Origin of the sequence: Arenibacter sp. P308M17, from assembly GCF_003426735.1 — a bacterium.
Classification (GTDB): Bacteria; Bacteroidota; Bacteroidia; order Flavobacteriales; family Flavobacteriaceae; genus Arenibacter.
In genome coordinates this window covers 1-22,758 of the sequence record NZ_QVON01000003.1, presented here as the reverse complement: position 1 = coordinate 22,758, position 22,758 = coordinate 1, and the positions used below count along the sequence as shown (strand labels likewise).

14 protein-coding genes are annotated in these 22,758 nt (G+C 42.6%); 3 read left to right on the top strand and 11 right to left on the bottom strand.

Features of this window, described 5'->3' with window-relative positions; translation table 11 throughout:
• Positions 1-299: 299 nt before the first annotated feature.
• From D0S24_RS08090 to lysS, 7 genes are all read right to left on the bottom strand, one after another.
• Positions 300-2,798, bottom strand: coding sequence for a zinc-dependent metalloprotease (locus D0S24_RS08090; protein WP_117019383.1), 2,499 nt, complete (start codon positions 2,796-2,798; stop codon positions 300-302).
• A 331-nt stretch (positions 2,799-3,129) separates the two neighbouring features.
• Positions 3,130-4,560, bottom strand: a complete 1,431-nt coding sequence (locus D0S24_RS08085; RefSeq protein WP_117019382.1) for a DASS family sodium-coupled anion symporter — start codon at positions 4,558-4,560, stop codon at positions 3,130-3,132.
• Positions 4,561-4,709: 149 nt separating this feature from the next.
• Positions 4,710-6,107 (bottom strand): c-type cytochrome domain-containing protein, encoded by a 1,398-nt coding sequence (locus tag D0S24_RS08080; protein WP_117019381.1) that lies wholly within the window; start codon positions 6,105-6,107, stop codon positions 4,710-4,712.
• Between the two features lie 3 nt (positions 6,108-6,110).
• Positions 6,111-6,980, bottom strand: coding sequence for a sugar phosphate isomerase/epimerase (locus D0S24_RS08075; RefSeq protein ID WP_117019380.1), 870 nt, complete (start codon positions 6,978-6,980; stop codon positions 6,111-6,113).
• A 25-nt stretch (positions 6,981-7,005) separates the two neighbouring features.
• Positions 7,006-8,514 carry a DUF1501 domain-containing protein gene (locus D0S24_RS08070; RefSeq protein WP_117019379.1) on the bottom strand — a complete coding sequence of 503 codons (1,509 nt, stop codon included), beginning with the start codon at positions 8,512-8,514 and terminating at the stop codon, positions 7,006-7,008.
• 2 nt (positions 8,515-8,516) lie between these two features.
• Positions 8,517-11,255, bottom strand: a complete 2,739-nt coding sequence (locus tag D0S24_RS08065) for a PSD1 and planctomycete cytochrome C domain-containing protein (RefSeq protein WP_117019378.1) — start codon at positions 11,253-11,255, stop codon at positions 8,517-8,519.
• 495 nt (positions 11,256-11,750) lie between these two features.
• Complete coding sequence (lysS, locus tag D0S24_RS08060; RefSeq protein WP_117019377.1) at positions 11,751-13,442, bottom strand: lysine--tRNA ligase; 1,692 nt, start codon at positions 13,440-13,442, stop codon at positions 11,751-11,753.
• Between the two features lie 191 nt (positions 13,443-13,633).
• Between lysS and D0S24_RS08055 the strand changes: the two genes are divergently transcribed.
• Both D0S24_RS08055 and lipB read left to right on the top strand, forming a co-directional pair.
• Entirely contained in the window at positions 13,634-13,789 is a 156-nt protein-coding gene (locus D0S24_RS08055) for a YqaE/Pmp3 family membrane protein (protein WP_117019376.1), read from the top strand.
• 44 nt (positions 13,790-13,833) lie between these two features.
• Complete coding sequence (lipB, locus tag D0S24_RS08050; RefSeq protein ID WP_117019375.1) at positions 13,834-14,553, top strand: lipoyl(octanoyl) transferase LipB; 720 nt, start codon at positions 13,834-13,836, stop codon at positions 14,551-14,553.
• A 48-nt stretch (positions 14,554-14,601) separates the two neighbouring features.
• Here the strand turns inward: lipB and D0S24_RS08045 are convergent, their stop codons facing one another.
• The 4 genes from D0S24_RS08045 to D0S24_RS08030 form a co-directional block, all read right to left on the bottom strand.
• Complete coding sequence (locus tag D0S24_RS08045; RefSeq protein WP_117019860.1) at positions 14,602-15,294, bottom strand: hypothetical protein; 693 nt, start codon at positions 15,292-15,294, stop codon at positions 14,602-14,604.
• Positions 15,295-15,326: 32 nt separating this feature from the next.
• Entirely contained in the window at positions 15,327-16,670 is a 1,344-nt protein-coding gene (locus D0S24_RS08040; RefSeq protein ID WP_117019859.1) for an OmpA family protein, read from the bottom strand.
• Positions 16,671-16,961: 291 nt separating this feature from the next.
• A complete protein-coding gene (locus D0S24_RS08035) occupies positions 16,962-19,421 on the bottom strand; it encodes a ribonuclease HII (RefSeq protein WP_117019374.1) in 2,460 nt (819 codons plus the stop codon).
• A 29-nt stretch (positions 19,422-19,450) separates the two neighbouring features.
• Entirely contained in the window at positions 19,451-20,047 is a 597-nt protein-coding gene (locus D0S24_RS08030; protein WP_117019373.1) for a ribonuclease HII, read from the bottom strand.
• 406 nt (positions 20,048-20,453) lie between these two features.
• On the opposite strand from D0S24_RS08030, the gene D0S24_RS08025 reads away from it, so the two are divergent.
• Complete coding sequence (locus D0S24_RS08025) at positions 20,454-22,442, top strand: putative porin (RefSeq protein WP_117019372.1); 1,989 nt, start codon at positions 20,454-20,456, stop codon at positions 22,440-22,442.
• Positions 22,443-22,758 lie beyond the last annotated feature (316 nt).

Below are 22,758 nucleotides of genomic sequence, written 5' to 3'. Positions count from 1 at the left end.
AAAGGTCTGAAAGTAGGAAAAATATTATACGTCAAAAAATAAATAGTGTTAAATTTTACGTTTTATCGTCAAAAGGTATCCGTTCAACGGAAGAATATGAATTTGGGTTTAAAAAATGGGCTTTTGGTTAAGACAGCCCATTTTATTTAAAGTTTAAAACCCCGCCTGAACGTATTCGGGCAGACCCGCCCTTTCCCAGAAACCTTGTTAAGATGATTTTTGTCATTTACTTAGAAATATTCTATATCCAATGTTGATCAGTGAAATATTTTTTTTGCCTACTGCTTACCGCCCACTTATCATTGGGGGTCCAAAATCAACTTTATCCGTTCCAGGGCATCCTGTAAATGATATTTGCTCAAGGGATCTGCGGTTCTATAGATGGTATTTTGCAGGTCTTTTCTAAGAATGTTCAACTCCGCTCTTGCAATGGAGCGAATATCGGACTGCCCGGTGTTGATTGCGGTAGATTTTTGATATCCGCCTGAATTTCCTTTTTTGCTCTCACCTTCGGCGGTCATCAAGTAGGCCAATCTTTCAATATGTGCCTTTTGTAGATTTCTTCTATAGGTATCAATTGTATTCCCACTTCGTGTTTCGGACCATAGTCCTTTTCTAAGATCTCCCATCATTTCCAATAGGGAATAAGCATCGGTGCCGTTGATAGTTTGGTCCTCTATCATCCTGGCCAATTTCCCCAAACTCAGAATATTGTCCAGCGTCCTAACCTGTAGGCTTCTAATCCGCTCTACCGAACCCGAATATTCTATTTTATTGAATATATCTGGAACGATCAACCATTGCGGGGTTTGGAACAATTGTTCCTGCACAAAAAGCAGGCAATTTTTTTGGTGTTTTCTATCTACGGGAGTGTATACCGCCCCTTCCTGATCATAGGTCTTATAGTGCTCATAGACACCGCCGATATTATTGCTGACGTGGCCCATATATCTATTAAATTGTGAAATCACCTGACCGTAAAGGGTGTTTAGGTCGTCGTATTCCTTGCCTTTTTCCGCTGTCCATTCGATCAGTTTTGGAGTTATCCGTTTTAAATTTTCAATGCCATAGGCACTTGCCTTAATGGCATCGTCCCCTAAATCTTCGGTCTGCGAACTTGGATCAACTACATCCCCAACTTGTTGGTGTCCAAAGCGGTACAATGGATCTCCCGCATGTTTAAGAATCCAGTTATCCAATGTTTCTTTTTCCTCTTTGTCGGACTTGTCCAATATGGGGCGGTACCCCCAATTAATGGCATATTTGTCGTACATCCCGATCTCCGGCATAAGGGCCACACCCTCGTCTCCAGGTTGGGCAATATAGTTGAATCTGGCATAGTCCATGATGGAAGGTGCGGTACCATATTTTTTGGTGAAGGAAGCAGAGCGGAGCGAGTCCACCGGGTAGGCTACACTACTGCCCATATTGTGGGGTAACCCTAGTGTATGGCCTACTTCATGAGAAGAGACAAATCGAATCAGGCGGCCCATGACCTCTTCCTTAAAGGCTACGCCCCTGGCATCAGGATTAATGGCTGCCGTTTGTACAAAATACCAATTTCTTAACAAGGTCATTACATTGTGGTACCAGTTGATATCGGATTCCAATATTTCACCGGTTCTGGGGTCGCTTACATGTGGTCCATTGGCATTTGGAATAGGGGAGGCCAAGTAGCGCACTACGGAATATCTCACATCCTCTGGCGACCATTCCGGATCTTCTTCTTGTGTTGGGGGGTCTTTGGCCACAATGGCATTTATGAAACCGGCTGCCTCAAAAGCGATCTGCCAATCCTCTATCCCCTGTTTTATAAAGGGGACCCAATTTTTGGGTGTTGCCCTGTCCACATAATATACTATGGGCTTTTTGGGTTCTACAAGTTCTCCGTTCTTAAATTTTTCAATGTCCCCTTCCTTCACTTCCAGCCTCCAACGGTCCAGGAAACGCACGGTTTTGCTCTCTTGGGCTTCCAGGCCATAATCTACCTGCCCTCTGGCAAACCAACCTACCCGTTCATCAAAATAGCGGCGTTTCATAGGTTTCGCCGGAAGCAAAATCATGGAGTTGTTTATTTCTATGGAAATAGACCCTAAACTTTCATTGGAAGGGGGATTGCTGGCCACATAGGTCTTTACATGTCTGGCCTCTATATTTAAGGGATAACTTTTTATGGTACTGATATAACTTCTGGAATCATCCAAACGGGAAACCTTATATTCTTTTCGATAATGCTCCGGCATGCCCAGGGCATTTACATCTTTTTCAAAAAGATCGTTCACTTGGATTACCGTAGCGGGATGCAAGCTATCTTTTTTAAATGCCTTGATATCGAATGAATACAGTACTGGTTCAAAATTGGAATTTACCACGGCTTCACTTACCGGTAGCGAATCGGCGGCAACAATATCATAGCTTACTACCCTAAGAAGGACTTTTTTTGGCAACTTTTCCCATCTCAGTACCTTGGTATTTATTTTTCCCCCTCCGAAACCGATCCCTGTGGCCGTTTTGGAAATTCTGCTGACCATTAGCATTTCCTTGTTGAAAAGGGAGTCCTGTATTTCGTAGTAATAATTGTCATCTACAATATGTACATCAAAAAGGCCCTTATCCGTTTTTGCCTCTTTGGTAATTACTTTTTCGTAGGGTTCTATGGCTCCTTTTTTTGATTTTTCCTTACTGTCCGAAGATTCGGTCTTATTGTTTTTCTTTTTAAAGATCTGCGCTTCCGTACTATGGCAGCAGCCTATGAGGAAAAATGTAAATAACGCCTTGGCGAGTAAATTTTTAATCATATTTCAGGTAAAATTTGTGAATTGCTGTAATCTTTCAAAGAACTAAAAATATTTTAAATTATGGAAGTGCATAATCATTATTAGCCAATTGCAAAATAATTAACGGAAATATCTGTTTTTCTGATTTTTGGGACGCCAATCCTTGAATAATTTTGGTAAAAGGAGAAAAAATTACAGATAATCTGTAACATATTTATCTTTTATATGTCTATTTAAATAGAGAATATCATTTATAGTTTGCTTGAGTTAAGTTAGTGTAAAGTCTTTGTGGAAGCAAAGACTTTACTTTCGTTGGTAGAAATCCGGTTTGGATTTCCCAACAATCCATAGATCAAAAGAGTAGGGGAAGTACGAATTGGAACAGTAGGACCAGCAATATGACCGAGATGAGGTTAAGAACAATTCCCACCCGCGCCATTTGATATACCTTTATATATCCACTGGCAAAAACTATGGCATTGGGGGGCGTGGCCATGGGCAACATAAAGGCGCAGCTACTAGCGATGGTCACCGGTATCAATAAATAGAGCAAAGGAACCCCAAGACCTATCGCAATACCTGCAACTACCGGGGCCAGCACTGCAACCAAGGCTACATTGCTCATTAATTCCGTCATAAACAGCATTAATAGTATCAATAAGGTTGCCGTGAATAAGATACTTATTTCGCTAGTGGAAATGGCGTTGGCCACCATATCTACAATACCACTGGTAGACATTCCTTCGGCAAGGGCAAGTCCGCCGCCAAATAGTATTAGGATTCCCCAGGCCAATTTTTCGGTATCGTTCCAACCAATTATAAAATCACCTTTTTTAAGGTTAAATGGAATTGCAAAAAGGGAAACTGCGGCTACCATACTAATGATGGTGTCCGAGAGTCCCAAGGATGGAAATATACTGTTGATCAATGTTCTAAAAATCCACAGGAACACAGTTATCCCAAAAATGGTGAGCACCATTTTTTCTTTGCGGCTCGTTGGTCCCAATTTTTTTAATTCTTCCTGTATAATCTGTTTGGAACCAGTAAATTTTAATTTCTTATTGGGAAAAAACCATTTTACGAGTACTAGATAACAGATGGTAACCAGGATGATGGAGAAGGGTAGTCCAATAAGCATCCATTTAAGAAAGGAGATTTCGATATCGTACTCATTTTCCAGTAACCCGATTAAAATTGAATTAGGAGGCGTACCAATTACAGTGGCAATGCCTCCTGCATTTGCGGAAAATGCGATTCCCAACATTACATTCAGGGCAAAATTGCGATCATCCTTGGTGAAGCCATCGGCGTCGTTGACCAGAAGCCCAATAACGGACATGGCAATGGGGAGCATAACTACGGTGCTTGCCGTATTGCTGATCCACATGCTTAAGGCAGCGGTAGCGATCATAAACCCTAGGACCACTTTGTTCGGTGTTGTTCCCGTAATCCTTATGATGTTGAGGGCAATACGCTTATGTAAATTCACTTTTTCCAGAGCCAAAGCCATCACAAAGCCTCCGAAAAATAGAAAAATAATAGGACTTCCGTAATTGGCGCCTACCTCGTTGATGGGCATGATCTTGAGAATGGGAAATAAAATTAGGGGCAATAGTGCAGCCACCGAAATGGAAACGGCCTCGGTTATCCACCATGTTACCATCCAAACCGCCACGGCAATTACGGCATCGCCTTTTTCGGAGACAAGGGTATTGGGTAAATTTATAAGAATAAAAAAGAAAATGGGACCTAGTAATAATCCTAATTTTTTGCTCAAATCCATATGGGAGGTTTATGGTCTTCTAAACTAGCATATTTCTGTCAGTTATAAAAATGTAAACTTGGGACTTTTAACACTACCATAAAAGATGGACGTTTCGGTACTTTGCCAGAAAGGGCATTGGAATTGTTGGTCTCTAATTGGATTATGGGTCAGTAAACTATGGAATCGGTTGCTATTTTGGGAAGGTCGTAACCTCCGTAATCAATAAACAATTCCCCTTCTTTTGGACCGTCAACATGATCCGGTCTTTTAATAGGGGTATTGAACAGGTACACGATCTGTAATTTTTTAAACCTTTTTAATTTTTGGAGATGTACCTCTTCAAAATTTGTACCCATAAGGTTTAGGTTTTTGAGATACCCCAGTTTTTCCAAAGTTTCTATATTCTCTCCCGATACTGCCGTATTGTCCAATTTTAATATGGTTAGATGCGGCAGGGTACTTATTTTTTCGAAAATGGCTTCGGTAATCCGGGTACCGCCCAGATCAAGATAGACCACTTGGTCCTTGACCGAGGATAGCAGATCAAAATCCTGATCGGAAAAGGAAGGTTTGTTGATGCAGGAGATCTTTATAAAGTTACTTTCCTTACTTATCCTTTCCACGTGAAAGCCCTTTTTCTTCAGGGATGCAATAGTATCCTGTGGAATTTCGGCAACTTCCACATCTGGGTAGGTATCATCTTTTGCTTTTGGGAAGAAGGCCTGGACCGATTCTTTTTTTAGGCCCATTTCCCCAATGCTCTTGTCAAATGGATTGCCATTGGCTATCCAGATTTTAATAATATCCAATTCTTCCTTGGAGGGCTGGTCCTTGTCCTTGGGGGGCATGTGATCTTCATGGTCCAAAGGCAATATCATTCTGGCGTAGAGGGAGCTTTTTTCGGGCTCGTTCGGCTCAATTACAAGTCCGTCTTCCCCGCCCTTAAGAATACCATTTGCTTCCTCCAACCGCAATTCCCCTTTTTCTTTTTTAGCATTGTGACAGCTTACACATCTGTTGTTGAGGATGGGTTGGACAAGGTCCGAATATAGAATTGCCGCTTCCCAATTTTCTTCTTCCAAGGTGGGCATTTCATAAACTTCGGGGCCAACGCCCAAGAGGGATTTTATGTTGTTGGGCAGTGGTTCAATGAGGTAATCCGATCCATGGGTAATATTTCCTCCAAGATGTCCGGTGAAGGATATTAGAAATAATAGGGAGAACGAAAAAAGGACCACTGGCACCCGCCTTATAAATATGATCTTTGGGGATGTCGCCAACCGGAGATACATCAACAAAGAAAAAATAGCGGTAAAGATGCCCATCCATAAATGAATTTTTACCGTTTCAAAGGAATAACCTTCGCCCTTATATAATAGGTAACCACTGATACAAGCTATGGTGGCGAAAACAAAGGCCCATTGGAAAAGGACCCCGATTATATTGGACCACTCCTTATTCTTTCTATCGTACCATTGCAATAGTAGGGCGGCCATAATGAATCCTATTGGTAAATGTACTACAAGTGGGTGTAGGCGGCCTATTAATTGTAGAATTGCTTCCATAAATTAGTGGTTCAATTTTAGGCGTTCTTTTAAGGACTCCATCATAAAAACATTGGCCTGCCATTGATCGGAAACCGGTATCCGGGTATAGGGCAGGGTCGGCATATAATCTGCCGGGCCAAATTCTGTGGTAACCGTTACAACGCCGTTATGTTCCTTCCAGCCTTGGCGGATTACCTTTTCCCAAATACCCAAATGTCTTTCCAGGGCATTCGCCCATTCAGGGGCTTGGGGGTCGTTTACCTGCGGACCTTCGGCATGACCGATACGGGCATGTATGTGGTTGGATCTTTTGATTACTTCCTTTAATAATTCGTCCTTGCCCTGCAGGAGGGATTCGTGGACTACCATCCAATGGCTAATGTCCAGCGTAAGCTTAAGGTCGGGAATTAGGGCCAGATACTTGTTCGTATCCGGTAGGTTGTAACTAAAACGGCCCCTATGTGTTTCGTGATAGACGGGAATGTTGTGTTTGGCACTTATTGAATTTGCTGCCTCGATAAAGGCCCTGTTTTCTTCCAATGTAAAAAAATCGCTGCCGGTCTGACTGTTGACCAGTACCGGTTTCCATAGCATTAAGGCCTCCAAAACACTTTTGTACTGTTCCAAACTCTCCTTAAAAGGCAGGCCCTTATTGGTGCCATGAAGTAGGTTTAAAAGGAGGTCGTGTTTTTTCAAGGCGGCTTTTAGGGCTTCCTGTTTATCGGCTCCCGAAGGCAGCCATAATTCAACTCCGTCATAGCCAGAGGTCTTGGCCCGTTCGCAAAAGGCATCCCAGGATAATTGGTTGCCCCAATCGGTTTGAAAAAAAAGAACCTTTTCTTGGCCATAGGAAAATAACAAGGACCCAAAAAGTATTATGAATAGCCGCATTTTATTGGTTTGGTTGATTTATGTTTTAGGCAAGGATCTCGTGTATTACATGTCCTTCCACATCGGTAAGACGGAAGGGCCTTCCTTGAAAATCAAAGGTAAATTGTTCGTGGTCGAACCCCAGGAGGTGCAACATAGTGGCGTGTACATCGTGTACCGAGACCTGGCCCTCCAGTGCGGAAAATCCAATTTCATCGGTGAGTCCCCAGCTGGCCCCTTTCTTTATGCCCCCTCCGGCCATCCACATGGTAAAAGCGTCCCCGTGGTGGTCCCTGCCCTTATAGGCCATTTCCTGGCCTTCCCTGTTTTCCTGCATAGGGGTCCGGCCGAACTCGCCGCCCCAAACTACCAAGGTCTCGTCCAATAGTCCCCTTTGTTTAAGATCTAGGAGCAGGGCGGACATGGGCCTGTCTATTTCGGTGCACTTGTTCCTGAGTCCCAGGTCCACGGCGGTATCGTGTCCGGTCCCGTGGCTGTCCCAGCCCCAATCGAACAATTGCACAAAGCGCACCCCGTCCTCTACCAGTTTTCTGGCCAGGAGACAATTGTTGGCAAAGGATTCCTTTCCCGGTCGTACCCCGTACATCTCCTTGATATGCTCCGGTTCATTGTTGATGTTCATCACCTCCGGTACAGCTGTCTGCATGCGGTAGGCCATTTCGTACTGGTTGATCCTGGCCAGGATCTCGGGATCGGAATATTCGTCAAATTCTTTTTTGTTGATATTGTTTATAGCATCAATGGTACTTTTTTTAAGGTTCCTGGTAATGCCCTTGGGATCGTCTATGTAGAGCACCGGATCTCCTTTTGACCGACATTGCACTCCTTGGTACACCGAGGGCAGAAAACCGCTTCCCCAAACACTTTTTCCCGCATCCGGTGTTTTGCCACCGGAGGTAAGTACTACAAAACCGGGCAGGTTCTGATTTTCGGAACCCAGGCCATAGGTGACCCAGGATCCTATACTTGGTCTGCCCAATCTAGGGCTTCCGGTATGCATGAACAATTGGGCGGGCCCATGGTTGAACTGATCCGTATTTACCGCTTTCAGGAAGGCCACTTCATCCACGACCTTGGAAAAGTGCGGCAGAAAGTTGGAGACCCAATTGCCGGATTCCCCGTGCTGCTTAAATTCCGCTTGGGGCCCCAATAGTTTGGGGGTACCGCGGATAAAGGCAAATTTTTTGCCTTCCAATAGGGATTGGGGGCAGGCCTGATTGTTCAGTTTTTGTAGGGTAGGCTTATAGTCGAACATTTCCAGTTGGGACGGGGCGCCCGCCATATGGAGATAAATAACGGATTTTACCTTGGCAGGGAAAGGTGGTGCCATGGAGGCCAGAGGGTTGATGTCCCTTTCGGTCAAGGCTATCTTGGCGGTGTCCCTGTTGCCCAAAAAGGAATTACAGGACATGAAAAAGGAGCCCAGGGCCAGGCCGCCCATCCCGGCAACGCAATCCTTGATGAAGTGCCTTCGGGTCTTTGCCTGGATTTCCCGTTGTAATTTTTCTTTTATCAATCTGTCCAAACTGTTCATAACTACGATTTTGTTAAAAATTCGTCCAAGTTCATAATGGCATTGGCCACTACGGTCAATGCGGCCAAATTGGCATCCGTATCGGTTTCAAATGGAATGAATTCCTTAATATTCCCCGGTTTTTCTCGGAAATCGGAAAGGGATCTGTTGTACAGTTCCTTTAGGACCGTTAGTTCTTCTTCCGTAATATCGGTCAAAACGGCCTTTTTGTAGCCATCCCTGATACTTTCGTCCACATTGTTGCCCTGGCCCATAAATTTGGCCAAATAATAGGCAGCTTCCAGATATACGGGGTCGTTTAGGGTAACCAGGGCCTGGAGCGGGGTATTGGTCACCGTTCTGCGCACCGTTGATACTTCCCTGCTCCCTGCGTCGAAGGTCAGGAAGGAGGGGTAGGGGCTGGTCCTTTTTAAATAGGTGTACACCCCTTTCCGGTACCTGTCCTCACCTTTGCTTTCCACCCAATTGCCACCGTTGTATACGGTCTGCCAAATACCGTCGGGTTGCGGCGGCATAACGCTGGGGCCGTACATTTTGGAGCTCAACAGCCCGGACACCGCCAGGGCCTGGTCCCTGATCTGCTCGGCATCCAAACGAATCCTGGGGCCTCGGGCATAGAGCCTGTTTTCGGGGTCCAGATTGTACAGTTTGGCGTTGTTCTTGGAACTCTGCCTGTAGGTACCGCTCATTACTATATCCTTTATCAGGGCCTTGATGCTCCAATTGTGCTCGTTCATAAACCTTAGGGCCAGCCAATCCAATAGTTCGGGATGTGAGGGGGGGTCGGATTGTGATCCCATGTCTTCCAAAGAGGCTACTATGCCGTGGCCGAAGATCTGCTGCCATACCCTGTTGACAAGGGTACGGGCCGTTAACGGGTTCTCCTTGCTGACCAGCCATTTGGACAATCCCAGCCTGTTTTTTGGCCAGGCATCGTTCCAAGGGTTCAGGCTTTGGGGCGTTGCGGGCCCTACGGTGTCGGTCTTCATCAGCCAATTGCCTCTTTCGAAGACCTGGGTGGTCCTTTTTAGATATTCCGGATTTTCTATCATGATGGGCAGTGTTGGGGTGTCGGTGTTCAACAGCTGCATAAAACGGTCATCGATTTGGGAATATCCGGAATTGATCCCGGCTTTTATTTCTGGTAGGAAAGCAAACCACGAAATGTAACTGGTGGGGGTTTTTGGGGATATCTTGTCGTTATCGGCCTCAATGTATAGGTTCAATCTGTCGTTGGTCCTTTTGAAAGGGAACTTTTGTATTTCCCTGCCATTTGTCCTATTGGTTGTAAACTGGGCCAAAATGTCGCCATCTGCATTGTCCTTTCTAATGGTAACTTTGGTCCCATCTATATCGGAGGAATATCTCAGGTAGATGTAATCGGCACCTTGGGTATATACGTCCGGGAGGTGACAGGAGCCATTGTCCCTTAGGGCCAGCCATTTGGTGTCGGCCAAATTTCCGTTGGTATAGTTCTTGGCCAAATGGGCATGGTAAATAGGTTCGGAATATTGTAGGAAATTGGTATAGGCTTTGGCAACTTCACTATCCTCATTTTTAGCGATCCATTGGTGGATCTTATCCACTTCCCCTTGTTGTTCCTCGGAATAAAATCTTAAATTGGGTTCATCCTCCGAAGTGTCTTCGTCCCTGGTATTGTTAAAAAATGCCATAAGGTTGTAGTACTCTTTATTTTTGAAGGGGTCATAGGTGTGGCTATGGCATTGTACGCAGCCAATGGTGGTGCTCTGCCAAACCTCGAAGGTGGTATTTACCCTATCGATTACGGAGGCTACCCTGAATTCTTCATCTTCGGTACCTCCTTCATCATTGTTCATTGTATTCCTATGAAAGGCAGTGGCTATCAACTGATCGGCCGTAGGGTCGGGCAGCAGGTCCCCGGCCAATTGTTCAATAGTGAACCGGTCGAAGGGCATATCCCTGTTCAGGGATCGTATGACCCAGTCCCTATATTGCCACATGGTCCTGCCCACATCTTTTTCATAGCCTTTGGTGTCCGCGTACCTGGCTTGGTCCAACCACCAACTGGCCCATTTTTCACCATAGGACCCGCGTGACAATAGTTCGTCCACCATATCTTCATAGGGGATCTTTCCAGAGGTAAAATCTTTGAACAGGGAATCGTCAGGGGGAAGTCCGGTTATGTCCAGGGACAGTCTTCGTGCCAAAACGTTCCGCTCGGCAGCTGGACTAGGCTCCAAGTCGTTATTCTCCAAAGTCCTTAAGATAAAGTGGTCTATACTGTTTTGGACAAATCCTGCACCATCTCCGGAAGAAATACCGGCCGATTGTACCGTTTCAGGAACTTCTACCTTATCGGGTAGGGTATAGGCCCAATGTTTGCCCCATTTGGCTCCCTGATCTACCCACTTGGTCAGCAGTTCTATTTCCTCCTCTGAAAGTTTGGATTTCTTATAGGGCATGCGCAATTCCAGGTCATCTTCCTTTAACCGTTGGATAAATGGGCTTTTGGCAGCATTGCCAGGGATTATGGCAGGTTCTCCGGATTCGGTAATGGCAAAGGCTTCCTCTTCGAACAAAAGGCTGAAACCACCACTTTTTTTGACCCCCCCATGGCAGGTAATGCAGTTCTTGTTCAGAATAGGCTTTATATCGGCACTAAAGTCTACGGTATCCGAAGGTTTCAGAAGGCTCCAAATGGAAGTAATAAGTATGATAATACCTATAAATAAAAGGGCATATGATACTTTATTTTTCACTTTAGTATTTTTTGGTGTTCCATTAATCTAAACAATTTCAATCTGTAATAATAAAAATCAACCTTAAGAGTATACCATTAGGTTTTAATTTTTATGTTCCTAATATTAGTGACTAATAATCAAATACGCAACCAATAAAAAAGCGATTCCTGATATTATTTATCCAAAAAAAGGGTTTAAATGTTCGGATCGGTCCTTTAAAGGTGAGATCTGGAGGTTCTGAGATATCCCTGCCTGCAGGTTTTGCGAACCTACCCGCTAATTGTTAAAAAATATTTATGGCAAGTGTTAGTGTGATGATTGATTCATGCAAAAAAAGTTATTATCCTCATTTCAAATTAATAAAATTTTTTAAATAAATGAAATTACAATGATAATGTCAATTCAAAATTACATACTTGAGATATTGCTTTTGGGTATCCGTTTTTAAGCAATTCTCCCGCTTTGGTAGAATTGCCTAAGATGAGTAATGCTTTTTTTTGGGGTCTTTTAAAATTATTTTCTAAGAAGCACCACCTTGGTATCGCCCTCGGTGGTTATCTTGATCAACTCGTGCTTGGAAAGTGCCTTCATGGATTTATCCCATTTTTTGCCACTTAGGCCCGCCTTGGTCTTAAGCCCATCCAAGGTCATTTTGCCTTCCGGTTTCAATAGGTCAAGAATCTCTTTTTCTTCCTCGCTAAGCTCCAGTTGTTTCTTTTCCGGTCTCATTTGAGGAAAGAAAAGTACCTCTTGTATAGAGGCATTGTTCGTCATCAACATGACCAAACGATCAATTCCGATACCGATACCACTGGTTGGGGGCATCCCGTATTCCAAGGCCCTTAGGAAATCCTGATCAATGAACATGGCCTCATCGTCCCCTTTTTCCGATAGTTGAAGTTGTTCCTCGAACCTTTCCCGCTGGTCAATGGGGTCGTTCAGCTCGGAATAGGCATTGGCCAATTCCTTTCCATTGACCATAAGTTCAAAACGCTCCGTTAATGCGGGATTGCTTCGATGTTCCTTGGTGAGGGGACTCATTTCCTTGGGGTAATCTATTATAAAGGTGGGCTGTACGTAGTGATGTTCACATTTTTCACCGAAAATTTCATCGATCAGCTTGCCGACACCCATACTATCATCAATCTCAATATGTAGTTTTTTGGCAACCTCCCTAAGTTCCACTTCATCCATCCCGGCAACGTCAAAACCGGTATGGATTTTAATGGCTTCCAAAATGGGTACTCGGGGGTAAGGGGCCTTAAACTCTATTTCATTTTTGCCTACGGTTACTTTGGAAGTGCCGTTGGAGTCGATGGCCACCTTTTCCAAAAGCTTTTCGGTCATATCCATCATCCAATTATAATCCTTATAGGCTACGTATAGCTCCATGACGGTAAACTCAGGATTATGTGTGCGGTCCATACCTTCGTTCCTGAAATCCTTGGCAAATTCGTATACGCCGTCAAAGCCACCAACAATCAATCTTTTTAAATAAAGCTCATTGGCCACCCTTAAATACAAAGGGATGTTCAATGCATTATGGTGGGTCATAAACGGACGTGCCGCCGCCCCGCCGGGAATGGGTTGTAGTATTGGGGTCTCCACTTCCAAATAGCCGGCATCGTTAAAAAACTGCCGCATACTATTGGTGATTTTAGTGCGTTTTATAAAATTTTTCTTGACACTTGGGTTCACTACCAAATCTACATATCGTTGGCGATATCGCAATTCCGGGTCGTTAAATTCATCGTACACTTTTCCGTCGGCATCCACTTTTGGGAGGGGCAGGGGCCGTAAGGATTTGCTAAGCAGGGTGAAATTCCTGACCATGACGGTTTTTTCACCTACCTGTGTGGTGAACAGTTCCCCTTCTACACCAATAATGTCGCCAATGTCCAATAATTTCTTGTATACATCATTGTACAAGGTCTTATCGTCCCCAGTGCAAATTTCGTCCCGGTTGAAATAGATTTGTATCCTGCCTTCGCTGTCCTGCAGTTCCGCAAACGAGGCTTTACCTTGTATTCTTCTGGACATGAGCCTTCCGGAGAGAACTACCTTTTTGCCTTCTTCATAACCCTCCTTGACTTTCTTAGAAGTGCCGTTTACTGGGTATAGTGCCGCGGGATAGGGGTCAATTCCCAATTCCCGTAACTTGCCAAGTTTTTCCCTTCTAATTACTTCTTGTTCCGAAAGTTGCATATGTGTATAAATTAAGGCTGCAAATATAGGCACAATGCATTAATCTATCAATCCAAAATATAGAATTGATGGCTTTCAAAATGGCATATTTAAATTATTCCCTATTTCCTGTAACAAAATGTCTCTTTTAGGGTCTTATTGGTAAACCTTTCCCGATAAGGGAAGGGGTCAATCAAAAAATCGAAAAAGGCATGGGCTGTCTTAGAGTCTTATTAGCTGTTGTTTTTCCGCCCTTGGCCGTAATTGGCAAGGGTTGCGGGTCCTTTATAATTGTTTTTCTACTTACCCTTTGCGGATGGGTGCCGGGCGTTATCGCCGCCCTGATCATTTTGAACAATCCGAACTAAAATCTGGCAGTTTGCCTTATTGGCGGAGTTTGTATCTTTGCAGGATGAACAAAAGGATTCTCTTAGAAGATTTGGGACATAAGGATTACAAGGAAACTTGGGAATATCAGGAAGAATTGTTTACATCCATCCTGGACATAAAAATAAAAAATAGGAGGGGGGATTCCCAATTGGAAACGCCCAATCATTTTTTGTTTGTAGAACACCCCCATGTGTATACTTTGGGAAAAAGTGGGGATATGGGCAATCTATTGGTAGAGGAACAGGTCTTGGCCGAAAAGGGAGCGAAATTCTACAAAATAAATAGGGGCGGGGATATCACTTACCATGGTCCCGGGCAGGTTGTAGGATACCCTATACTGGACCTGGATAATTTCTTTACCGATATCCATAAATACCTTAGGTTTCTGGAGGAGATGGTTGTCCTGACCTTGGCCGACTACGGGCTTAAGGGAGAGCGTTCCGAAGGGGAGACCGGGGTTTGGTTGGATGTAGGCACCCCTTTTGCCAGAAAAATATGTGCCCTAGGCGTCCGTGCCAGTAGATGGGTCACCATGCATGGTTTTGCCCTGAATGTCAATACCGACCTGGGCTATTTTGATCTGATGATTCCTTGCGGTATCAAAGGCAAGGCGGTTACTTCCCTGAACGTAGAATTGGGCAGAAAGAAAGTGGAAATGACAGAAGTGAAACAGCAGCTAATGAAGCATTTTGAAACACTTTTTGAGGCAGAATTTTACAGTAGTAACAGACAATTGAGCTAAAAAACCCAAAACATTGGTCTTGGGTTTTTTAGGCTAAAATCCACCAATTTAGTTATTGAACTTGGTGAGTTGCATTTGGTTGGAGAGTTCCCCTTTTTTATTATACGTTTCTTGCCTTACCATTCCTACACCTTCCGCCAGCCATAACTTGGACGGCATAATTTGTTTTACTCCCATGGTCTCGGAAACGTTCTCCTGTGATAGTACATAACAATCAAAGGTTCCCGCAGGGGTGGTGATGCTTTCTTTTTTTTCTACCTTTCTATTCAGCTGGTCTACCTTAACAGTCATGTTCATGCCGGTCATTTTAATGGTCATGGCTACATTGGCGTCGGCCAGGTCCTGTCCTACGCTGAGGTCATTGGGCAGTTCTATATCTGTTCCGCTGATATCCATTTCCATTCCCATATCTGTATATTGTTTCATCATTTGTGATGGAACAAGGGAATTGTAATCTATTTTCACTGCCCCCCCGGCGCAGCTCATTTTATAATCGGAAATCATAATTTCCTTGCCTTTTTCATCGGTAAACCTCATATTCATGGTGGCGTTGGTAACGCCGCCCGAATTTTCAACTTTGGTAATGGTGTAATCGGTAATGCCTTCGGTCTTGCCTTTTTTGTTGGTCATGGTATATTGAAAACTTGAGCCTTCCTCCATGGGATAGAATTTACTACAGTCTTGTGATAAAGCGTTAGAGGTGAAAAGGAAAAAGCTATAAATTAAGGCAAGGGTTCTCATAATATTCATTTTGATTTTATATTGATTTGAAATTATATTTTCTTGAAAACGACACGCCTGTTCTGGGCTTTGCCATCGGGAGAACTATTGTCCGCTATGGGTTCGCTTTCCCCCTTTCCTTCGGTTTGAAGCCGGTTGTCTTCAATGCCATAAACGGTTACAAGGGCATTTTTTACCGCAGCGGCCCTTTTTTGGGACAGCTCTAGATTGGTATCTCCGGGGCCATCGGCATCGGTATGTCCAATAATCATTAGCTTTATTCCGTTGTCTTCCTGTAAAACTTGGGAAATTTGTCGAATGACCCCCATAGACGAGGGTTGAATATTGGCCGATCCGGAATCGAACAATATGCCATTGGTAGAGACTTCCCCTTCTGAAATCAATTTCCGTCTAAGGTCTACCCCTCCCTCGGCCACTTTTAAATTGCTGATAAAAATACGCTCCTTTCCATCTTTCAAATTGTTGATATGGAACTTTAAGGCCTTCAATATGGCTCCTTGGGGCACCATCCTTGGGATATCGATATGTTTTTCTTCATTGACCCATAACCGAAACCGCTGTTTGTTAACGGCGATGGAAATATGGGGCTGTTCTACAATCTCCTCTCTAAGATCGGCTTTGACAACACTGTAAATTTCCCTTTTATTATCTATGTGGTTGGACATGGTGATACCTACCGGGGAATATAGGCAAAAAGGGATATGGGCATGTACGAAATTGGCGCCTTCCTTAAATTTGTCATCATCACTTAACGCTATTTTAAGAAAACTGGTTGATGAAGTCTTCTTATCCAATCCAAGTGTCAAAATATCGAACTCAATGGTGTATTCCTCCGGTAGATCGGGTACGTCCGGAATAAAATAGATGTTGTGTCCCGGGATTAATTCCAACCACTTTTCACCAGAATCGTTTATGGATACGACTTCACCACCACCATTGGTATTCCATTTGGAAGGGAAGTCGCCAATGAAATCACTTGAGAAATCATCAGAGAATAAAGGCTTGTCTCCCGGTACATAGTCAAATTTACCATATACCTGGATGGTTTTGGCAGTACCTGGGGCGGGGGGTGCCATAGTGCCACTGTCCGAATTTTTAACTTCATTTCCTGTGTTTCGCTGGCCCGAAGAAGGTATTGGGCTATCTATGGGTGCTTCAGTAGGCGATTTTTTAGAGTCCGGCTCCAAAACACTGTCCAAGACGGCATCGGTTTTTTTTGAGGCCTCCCTATCTACCCTGTTTTCCACAGTACGTTCTACGGCCCTTTCTGCACGCTTGCCCAAATTTTTTAAAAATTGGCCTTGAACACCAGCTGTAAAAAAGAAAATTAACGAAATGGATAAAATTACTTTTAGGGAAATTTTGAAGCGATTCATAGTCTTAATATTTGTAATATATGCTTGTGACATTTGTATTATTGAACAATTCACTACAGTTCAAATTATGAATTAAAATTAGCGAAATTTCGGGCTTGAGCCTTTATAGGTGTATATCTTGCATGCTTTTATGTATTAATAGCAGGCTAAACCTTATGGTTAACATTTGAACTAAAGTAGGTTAAAAAAAAAGTGCTTTAATTAGGTGTAGAATCTCCTGTAGTTATAGGAATATTCGTACTAAAAAGAACTATTTTCTTATTCGGTCATGTGGAAAATTCAAAATGAGTTCTAATTGATCTTATATACTATGAGCGAGTTGTCCTGATCTTTTGCCACAAGCTCCAGCTTATGGTCGTTGTCCATATCAATAAGGTCGATACTGGAGTTTCCCGGAACGGGAAAGTTGGAAACGGTTTCTGCCTGACTGTCAAAAAGATATATTTTCTGGTTCTGTATATCCGTAACGCTGATATATATTTTGTCGTTCAAATAGAAAATCCGCGGTTTTGAATATACCCCAAGATCCAATTCCACTTTTTTGCTCCTTATGGTCAGTACATTATCGTTCATAATGGCCAGGGTATTGCTTGTAGCATCCAATCCGTGGTCTGGAAGTAGATTTAAATTGGCCGTGGTTGTTTTACCATTTTCATCTATTTGAAAGAGATGGCCTTTGGTGTCGGTAACGGTAAACTTGTTTTTGTGAATCAGAATCCCATTGTCTGAAAAAGTTATTTTATTGGACACATTAACCCTTTTATCACCGGTCCTTGATAATATTTTTAATTCGCCACCTTCCTCTTTAATGACCAGATAATCTTTTTTGCCAACCCTAAAATGCTTGGGTGTGCCCAGAACGGGGTTTGTAGCTTTGGTATATTTAAAACCCTTTACAATTTGGCCCGAACTATTGTACATAAATAGTTTTGTACCCTGGGTCACCAAAAACCGATAGTCCTTATTACGGTCGTAGTCAAATACCGCCAAAGGGTTTAAATTGCCTCCTTCATAGGTGAAGGTAAAGGGGGGTACATCCTTGCCGTTCCTGTCTACGATCATAAACTGGTTATCCGTTGTGAATGCCAGTTGCAATCTTCCATTTTTGTACAGGTCTACCTGCTCTACACGTCCTTGGATACGGCCATTAAGTTGTTTCTTCCAAATTACCTTGCCATCTGTAGAAATGAGATAGAGGTTGTTGTCCTGGTCCTGTACTATAATTTCGTCTTTATTGGTCCTGTGGTTTTTTACAAATTGGGGAGGTGTAACTATTTCTGTGTCCAATTGAAGGGTAAAATAGGGAATGGTTTTGTTCAAGGTGGTTTCGTGGGCAATTTTTTGAAAAAGTATATTGGTGTGGTGAAAATTGTCGTCCGAGACCATTTGGGCTGCAAAGGAATATTCGGATAGCTCTTTGGTTTTAACGTCCTTCCCGATGTTCTTGTCCATATATTGATCCAAAAAATATTCTACACCATCGGCATTGGAAACAAAAAGCATGGAGGATTCGTCCGCCAATTGTTCTTTAGCGGTTTTGTAGACCGATGTTTTTTCAAAGGTGGAACCATTTTTAAAATTTCCAATGAAGGTCTTCAAGGTCTCCGGAGTTGGGGAGAACACGAATGCATTTTCAATGATGGTATAATAATTGGCTTTAAAATCCTGTATAAGTGGATTGAAATAATGATCAAGGAAATTGGACTTGGAGAGTCCAACAATTTCATTGCCTTGGTATTCTTCCGAAGTTTTTTCCAATTCATCCAGATAATTAAGGATATTCTCTGAACCGTAGGTGTGCAGAACAATAGCTTTCTCCTTGTTGAGGTATACAAATCCAATTTCTTCAACTGCCTTAAAAGTGGTGTCTATAACAATGGACCTGTCCAAATATTTTTTTTGGTTCTGGGCAAAGTTTTCATAATTGTCATAAGTAAAGGCCATGATGGCATCGGAGGACATTGGTGCAAGGGTGGGCGTTTTTGGGGTCAGGGCATGGGTGTTCTTAAAAAGATTACTGTAGTTAATAATGGAATCATTGGCCATGCTAATGCCATTCAGTTTTAAGTGGTCCTTGTTGGTGTTGAAATCCAGAGATACCCAGTCCGTAAATTTGGAAATATCCACCTTATGTCCTTCGGATAAAATGTGGTTGAACAGGGGGTTACTTTTATTAGTGTTTATAAAAATATTGGCACTACTCTGATTACTGGCGATTTGATATAATTTATTCAAGGATTCGTCAACCGTTAAATCCCTTTCCTTGCGAAGTATATTTTCAATAAGCATCTGGGCGGAGCTTACTATAATTTTGTCATCCAGGATCGTGGAAAAGAAATTGGCCCCGTCCACAGTATAGCGGTCAAAACTTTTCCCCTCATAACTTATGTTTTCGACAACTTTATTGTTTTCATCTCCAATGTCCAGGAGATCATCACTGTTTTGGGCAATCAATAGCAATTCAAAATTGGCCTTTCCCAATTCCACGAAAGCCAAAATGCTCTCGCCATTGGGCTGGATATATTTTAGCGATTTTAGTTTATCCAATACAGTGGCATAGCTGGATGTAGTGGATAAGGTTTTTAGGAGGTCACTGTTTTCCAGTTCACTGGAAAAGGAGGGCTTATCGTTTATTTTTACAATAACGGCACTGTTCTGAGGAACGTAATGGAGTATTGGCGAGGTTTTGGTGCTTTGTTTTGCACATCCGATAAAAAGTAAGAACAGTAGCGAAGCTAAATTGAATTTCATAAATAAAACTTTGAACAAAGTTAGGATTTTTAAACATCCAGTTTTAACTGATCTGGTAATAGTCTAAAAGTTTTCCGATGATATTTGGTGATACCGTACTTTCGTATGGCCTCCCGATGTTCCCTGGTGGGATAACCTTTGTTTTTTATCCAATTGTACATAGGGTATTCCAAATGTATTTTCTCCATATAGTTATCCCTGAAGGTTTTTGCCAAGATGGAAGCGGCGGCTATGCTCAGGTATTTGGCATCGCCTTTTACAATGCAGGCGTGGGGGATGTTATGGTATGGGTTGAATCTGTTGCCGTCCACAATGATAAATTCCGGGTCTGTAATTAATTGATCAAGGGCTTTGTGCATTGCTGCAAATGAAGCGTTCAAAATGTTGATTTTGTCAATCTCATCCGGAAATATATGGGCAACCCCAAAGCTTGTGGCATTTGTTTCGATTATTGTCCTAAGTAGCCCCCTTTTTGCCGAGGACAACAATTTGGAGTCGTTGAGGGTCTTGTTTGAAAAACCTTTTGGCAATATTACGGCTGCAGCGGTGACAGGTCCGGCCAAACAACCGCGGCCGGCTTCATCCGTTCCGGCTTCCAGCGCATATTTGTAAAAGGCTTTTAACATTTAAGTATTGTTCTGATATCGCTTGGAATTGGAAAAACTCCATCAATAGGTTCAGTTTTACAGAATTAAACATAACAAAGGCCAATGTTTGATCCAACCCTTGTCAAAGATAAAAATTTATAAAGAGGATAAGTGCCATAGGATACAAAATCTAAACAGGCTCTTATATACATAACAGTGTTGTTTCCGAATAGATCCCTACCCATCTGGCTAAGAAAGAATTTGGCGGTAGGGATTATAAGGGTCAGTTGATTCCTTAAAATTGCAAAACATGGATACAAAAGATGTAAAAACTACCTTTCGGATTAATAGTTGAACTATATATAATAGGTTGTTTTTCTGTTTTATAAACTTTCACATTTCATTAAGGACAAAAAAATTAACTTTGTCTGCGTAAGTTTGTAACATGAGATATTTGTTGACATTTTTAATAGTGTGTTTTAGTCAGGCCATTAGTGCACAGGAAGATTCCATTCCTCCCTCAAAGAATGGGCTTGAGGGCGGTAAGGAGACCAAAGTAAGGAATCTTCCAGCCAAAAAAAATGGGGAAGCTAGGGGTCAGGCAGTAACTATTAAGGACTACAAGATTATTGGTTACGAAAGGGATACTACATTTTTGGATACTACCATCTCCATACAGAAGGAGTATAAATACAATTTCTTAAGGAGGGACGATTTTGAGCTGATGCCGTTTGCCAATGTAGGACAGCCATATAATAAACTGGGGGTTAATTTTGATGTAGGGGATACCTATCCCGAATTAGGTGCCAGTGCGAAGCATTACAACTATATGGAGGTTAGGGATATTCATTATTACAATGTGGCAACCCCTATGAGCGACCTCATGTTCAAGACCACCTTTGAGCAGGGACAGCTTTTGGATGCCTTATTGGCTTTCAATACTTCGCCAAGATTAAATTTTTCGATTGGATTTAAAGGTTTTAGGTCCATGGGCAAATATCAATTTAGTGAAGCCGAGTCGGGAAATTTTAAGATGACGGCCAACTATGAGAGCAAGAATAAGCGCTACAATCTAAGAGCGCATGGGGCGGCCCAGAACTCCTTGTGGGAGGAAAATGGCGGACTTTCCAATAAGGAACTGCAATTTGAATCGGGAGATTCCGACTTTAGGGACCGTTCCAGATTGGACGTACTTTTTTCCGATGCCACCAATCGGCTCTTGGGGAAAAGATATTATTTGGATCACCAGTACATAGTATTTGGCAGTGAACTGGATTCGGGCAGGACCAGGACAACCTCTTTGGCCCTTGGGCATGAGTTTACGTATGAGACCAAATACTATCAATATAAGCAAACCGCCCAAAATGATTATTTTGGGGATGCCTATGCTTCGGGTATATTGGATAAGGCCAGCTTAAAAACGACCTATAATCAGCTCTATGCCCAATTTTCAAATAAGACATTAGGGGTATTGACAGGATTTGTTAATCATTACAGCTACAATTATTTTTTTAATTCGGTATTGCAAACCCCTACCCAGCTAATCCAAAGTCAGCTTCGGGGCGATGAAATCGCTGCCGGTGCCAAATACGTAAAGAAGATAGGTGGTTTTCAGTTGAACGGCTCGGCACAGGCCAATATCTCCGGGGATCTGTCGGGAAATTTATTGGATGCCTTTGCCAGTTATAACATTAATAGGGACAACAGGCTTAAGTTTTCTGTACACTCCTCTTCACATATGCCCAATTTTAATTTCCTTTTATATCAAAGTGATTACAGTAATTACAATTGGCAGCATACCGGCGATTACAATAGGATAAACAATAACGGATTCCAATTTGATCTGGAATCCAATGTTTTTGGAAATCTAATGGCGAAGTACACTTCTTTGGACAATTACACCTACTTAGCTTCGGATCCATCGGAAACTGTGGTCGAAGGCGGGGAGCAGGCATTTGTTAAACCGTTCCAGGAGGATGGTACCATTAATATCATAAAGGTCAAATATGGAAAGGAATTTAAATGGAAGGGGTTTGCGCTGAACAATACGGTAATGTACCAGAATGTTTCCCAGGACAATAATGTTTTAAATGTACCGGAAGTAGTTACAAGAAACACCTTGTATTATTCGAACTTCGGGTTTAAAAAGGCGCTATACTTCCAAACAGGGGTGACTCTCAAGTATTTTACATCTTATAATGCGGATGCCTATAACCCGGTATTGGGAGAATTTTATTCCCAGAACCAGGAAGAATTGGGAGGGTTCCCAATGTTGGACTTTTTCATCAATGCCAAAGTGCAGCAAACTAGGATATTTTTAAAGGCAGAGCATTTTAACTCTTCTTTTTCCAACAACAATTTTTATACGGCCCCCAATTATCCTTATAGGGATTTTGTGATACGATTTGGATTGGTTTGGAATTTCTTTTCCTAGTTCAATAATCATATTTCTGGAGTTTTTGAGGATGATGACTTTCATGGTTCTTTAAAGCGTAAAAAAATTATATAAATATTTCAGCTGCAAATCAGCTTGTTACAGGGGAATTAAAAAATCTTTAAAAAATAATTCAAAAAAGGTTTTGTGTAAATAAAAAAAGTATCCTACATTTGCACCCGCTTAGAGAAAGAGCGGGAGTAAAAAAGAATTTGATAAGTTCATTGATATATTGTAAAGACAGCGTGCCGCCTTCTTGGAAACGGGGAGGCGGCACAGAGAAAGAAATCGAGATAACGGGCCGGGAAAGATGCCT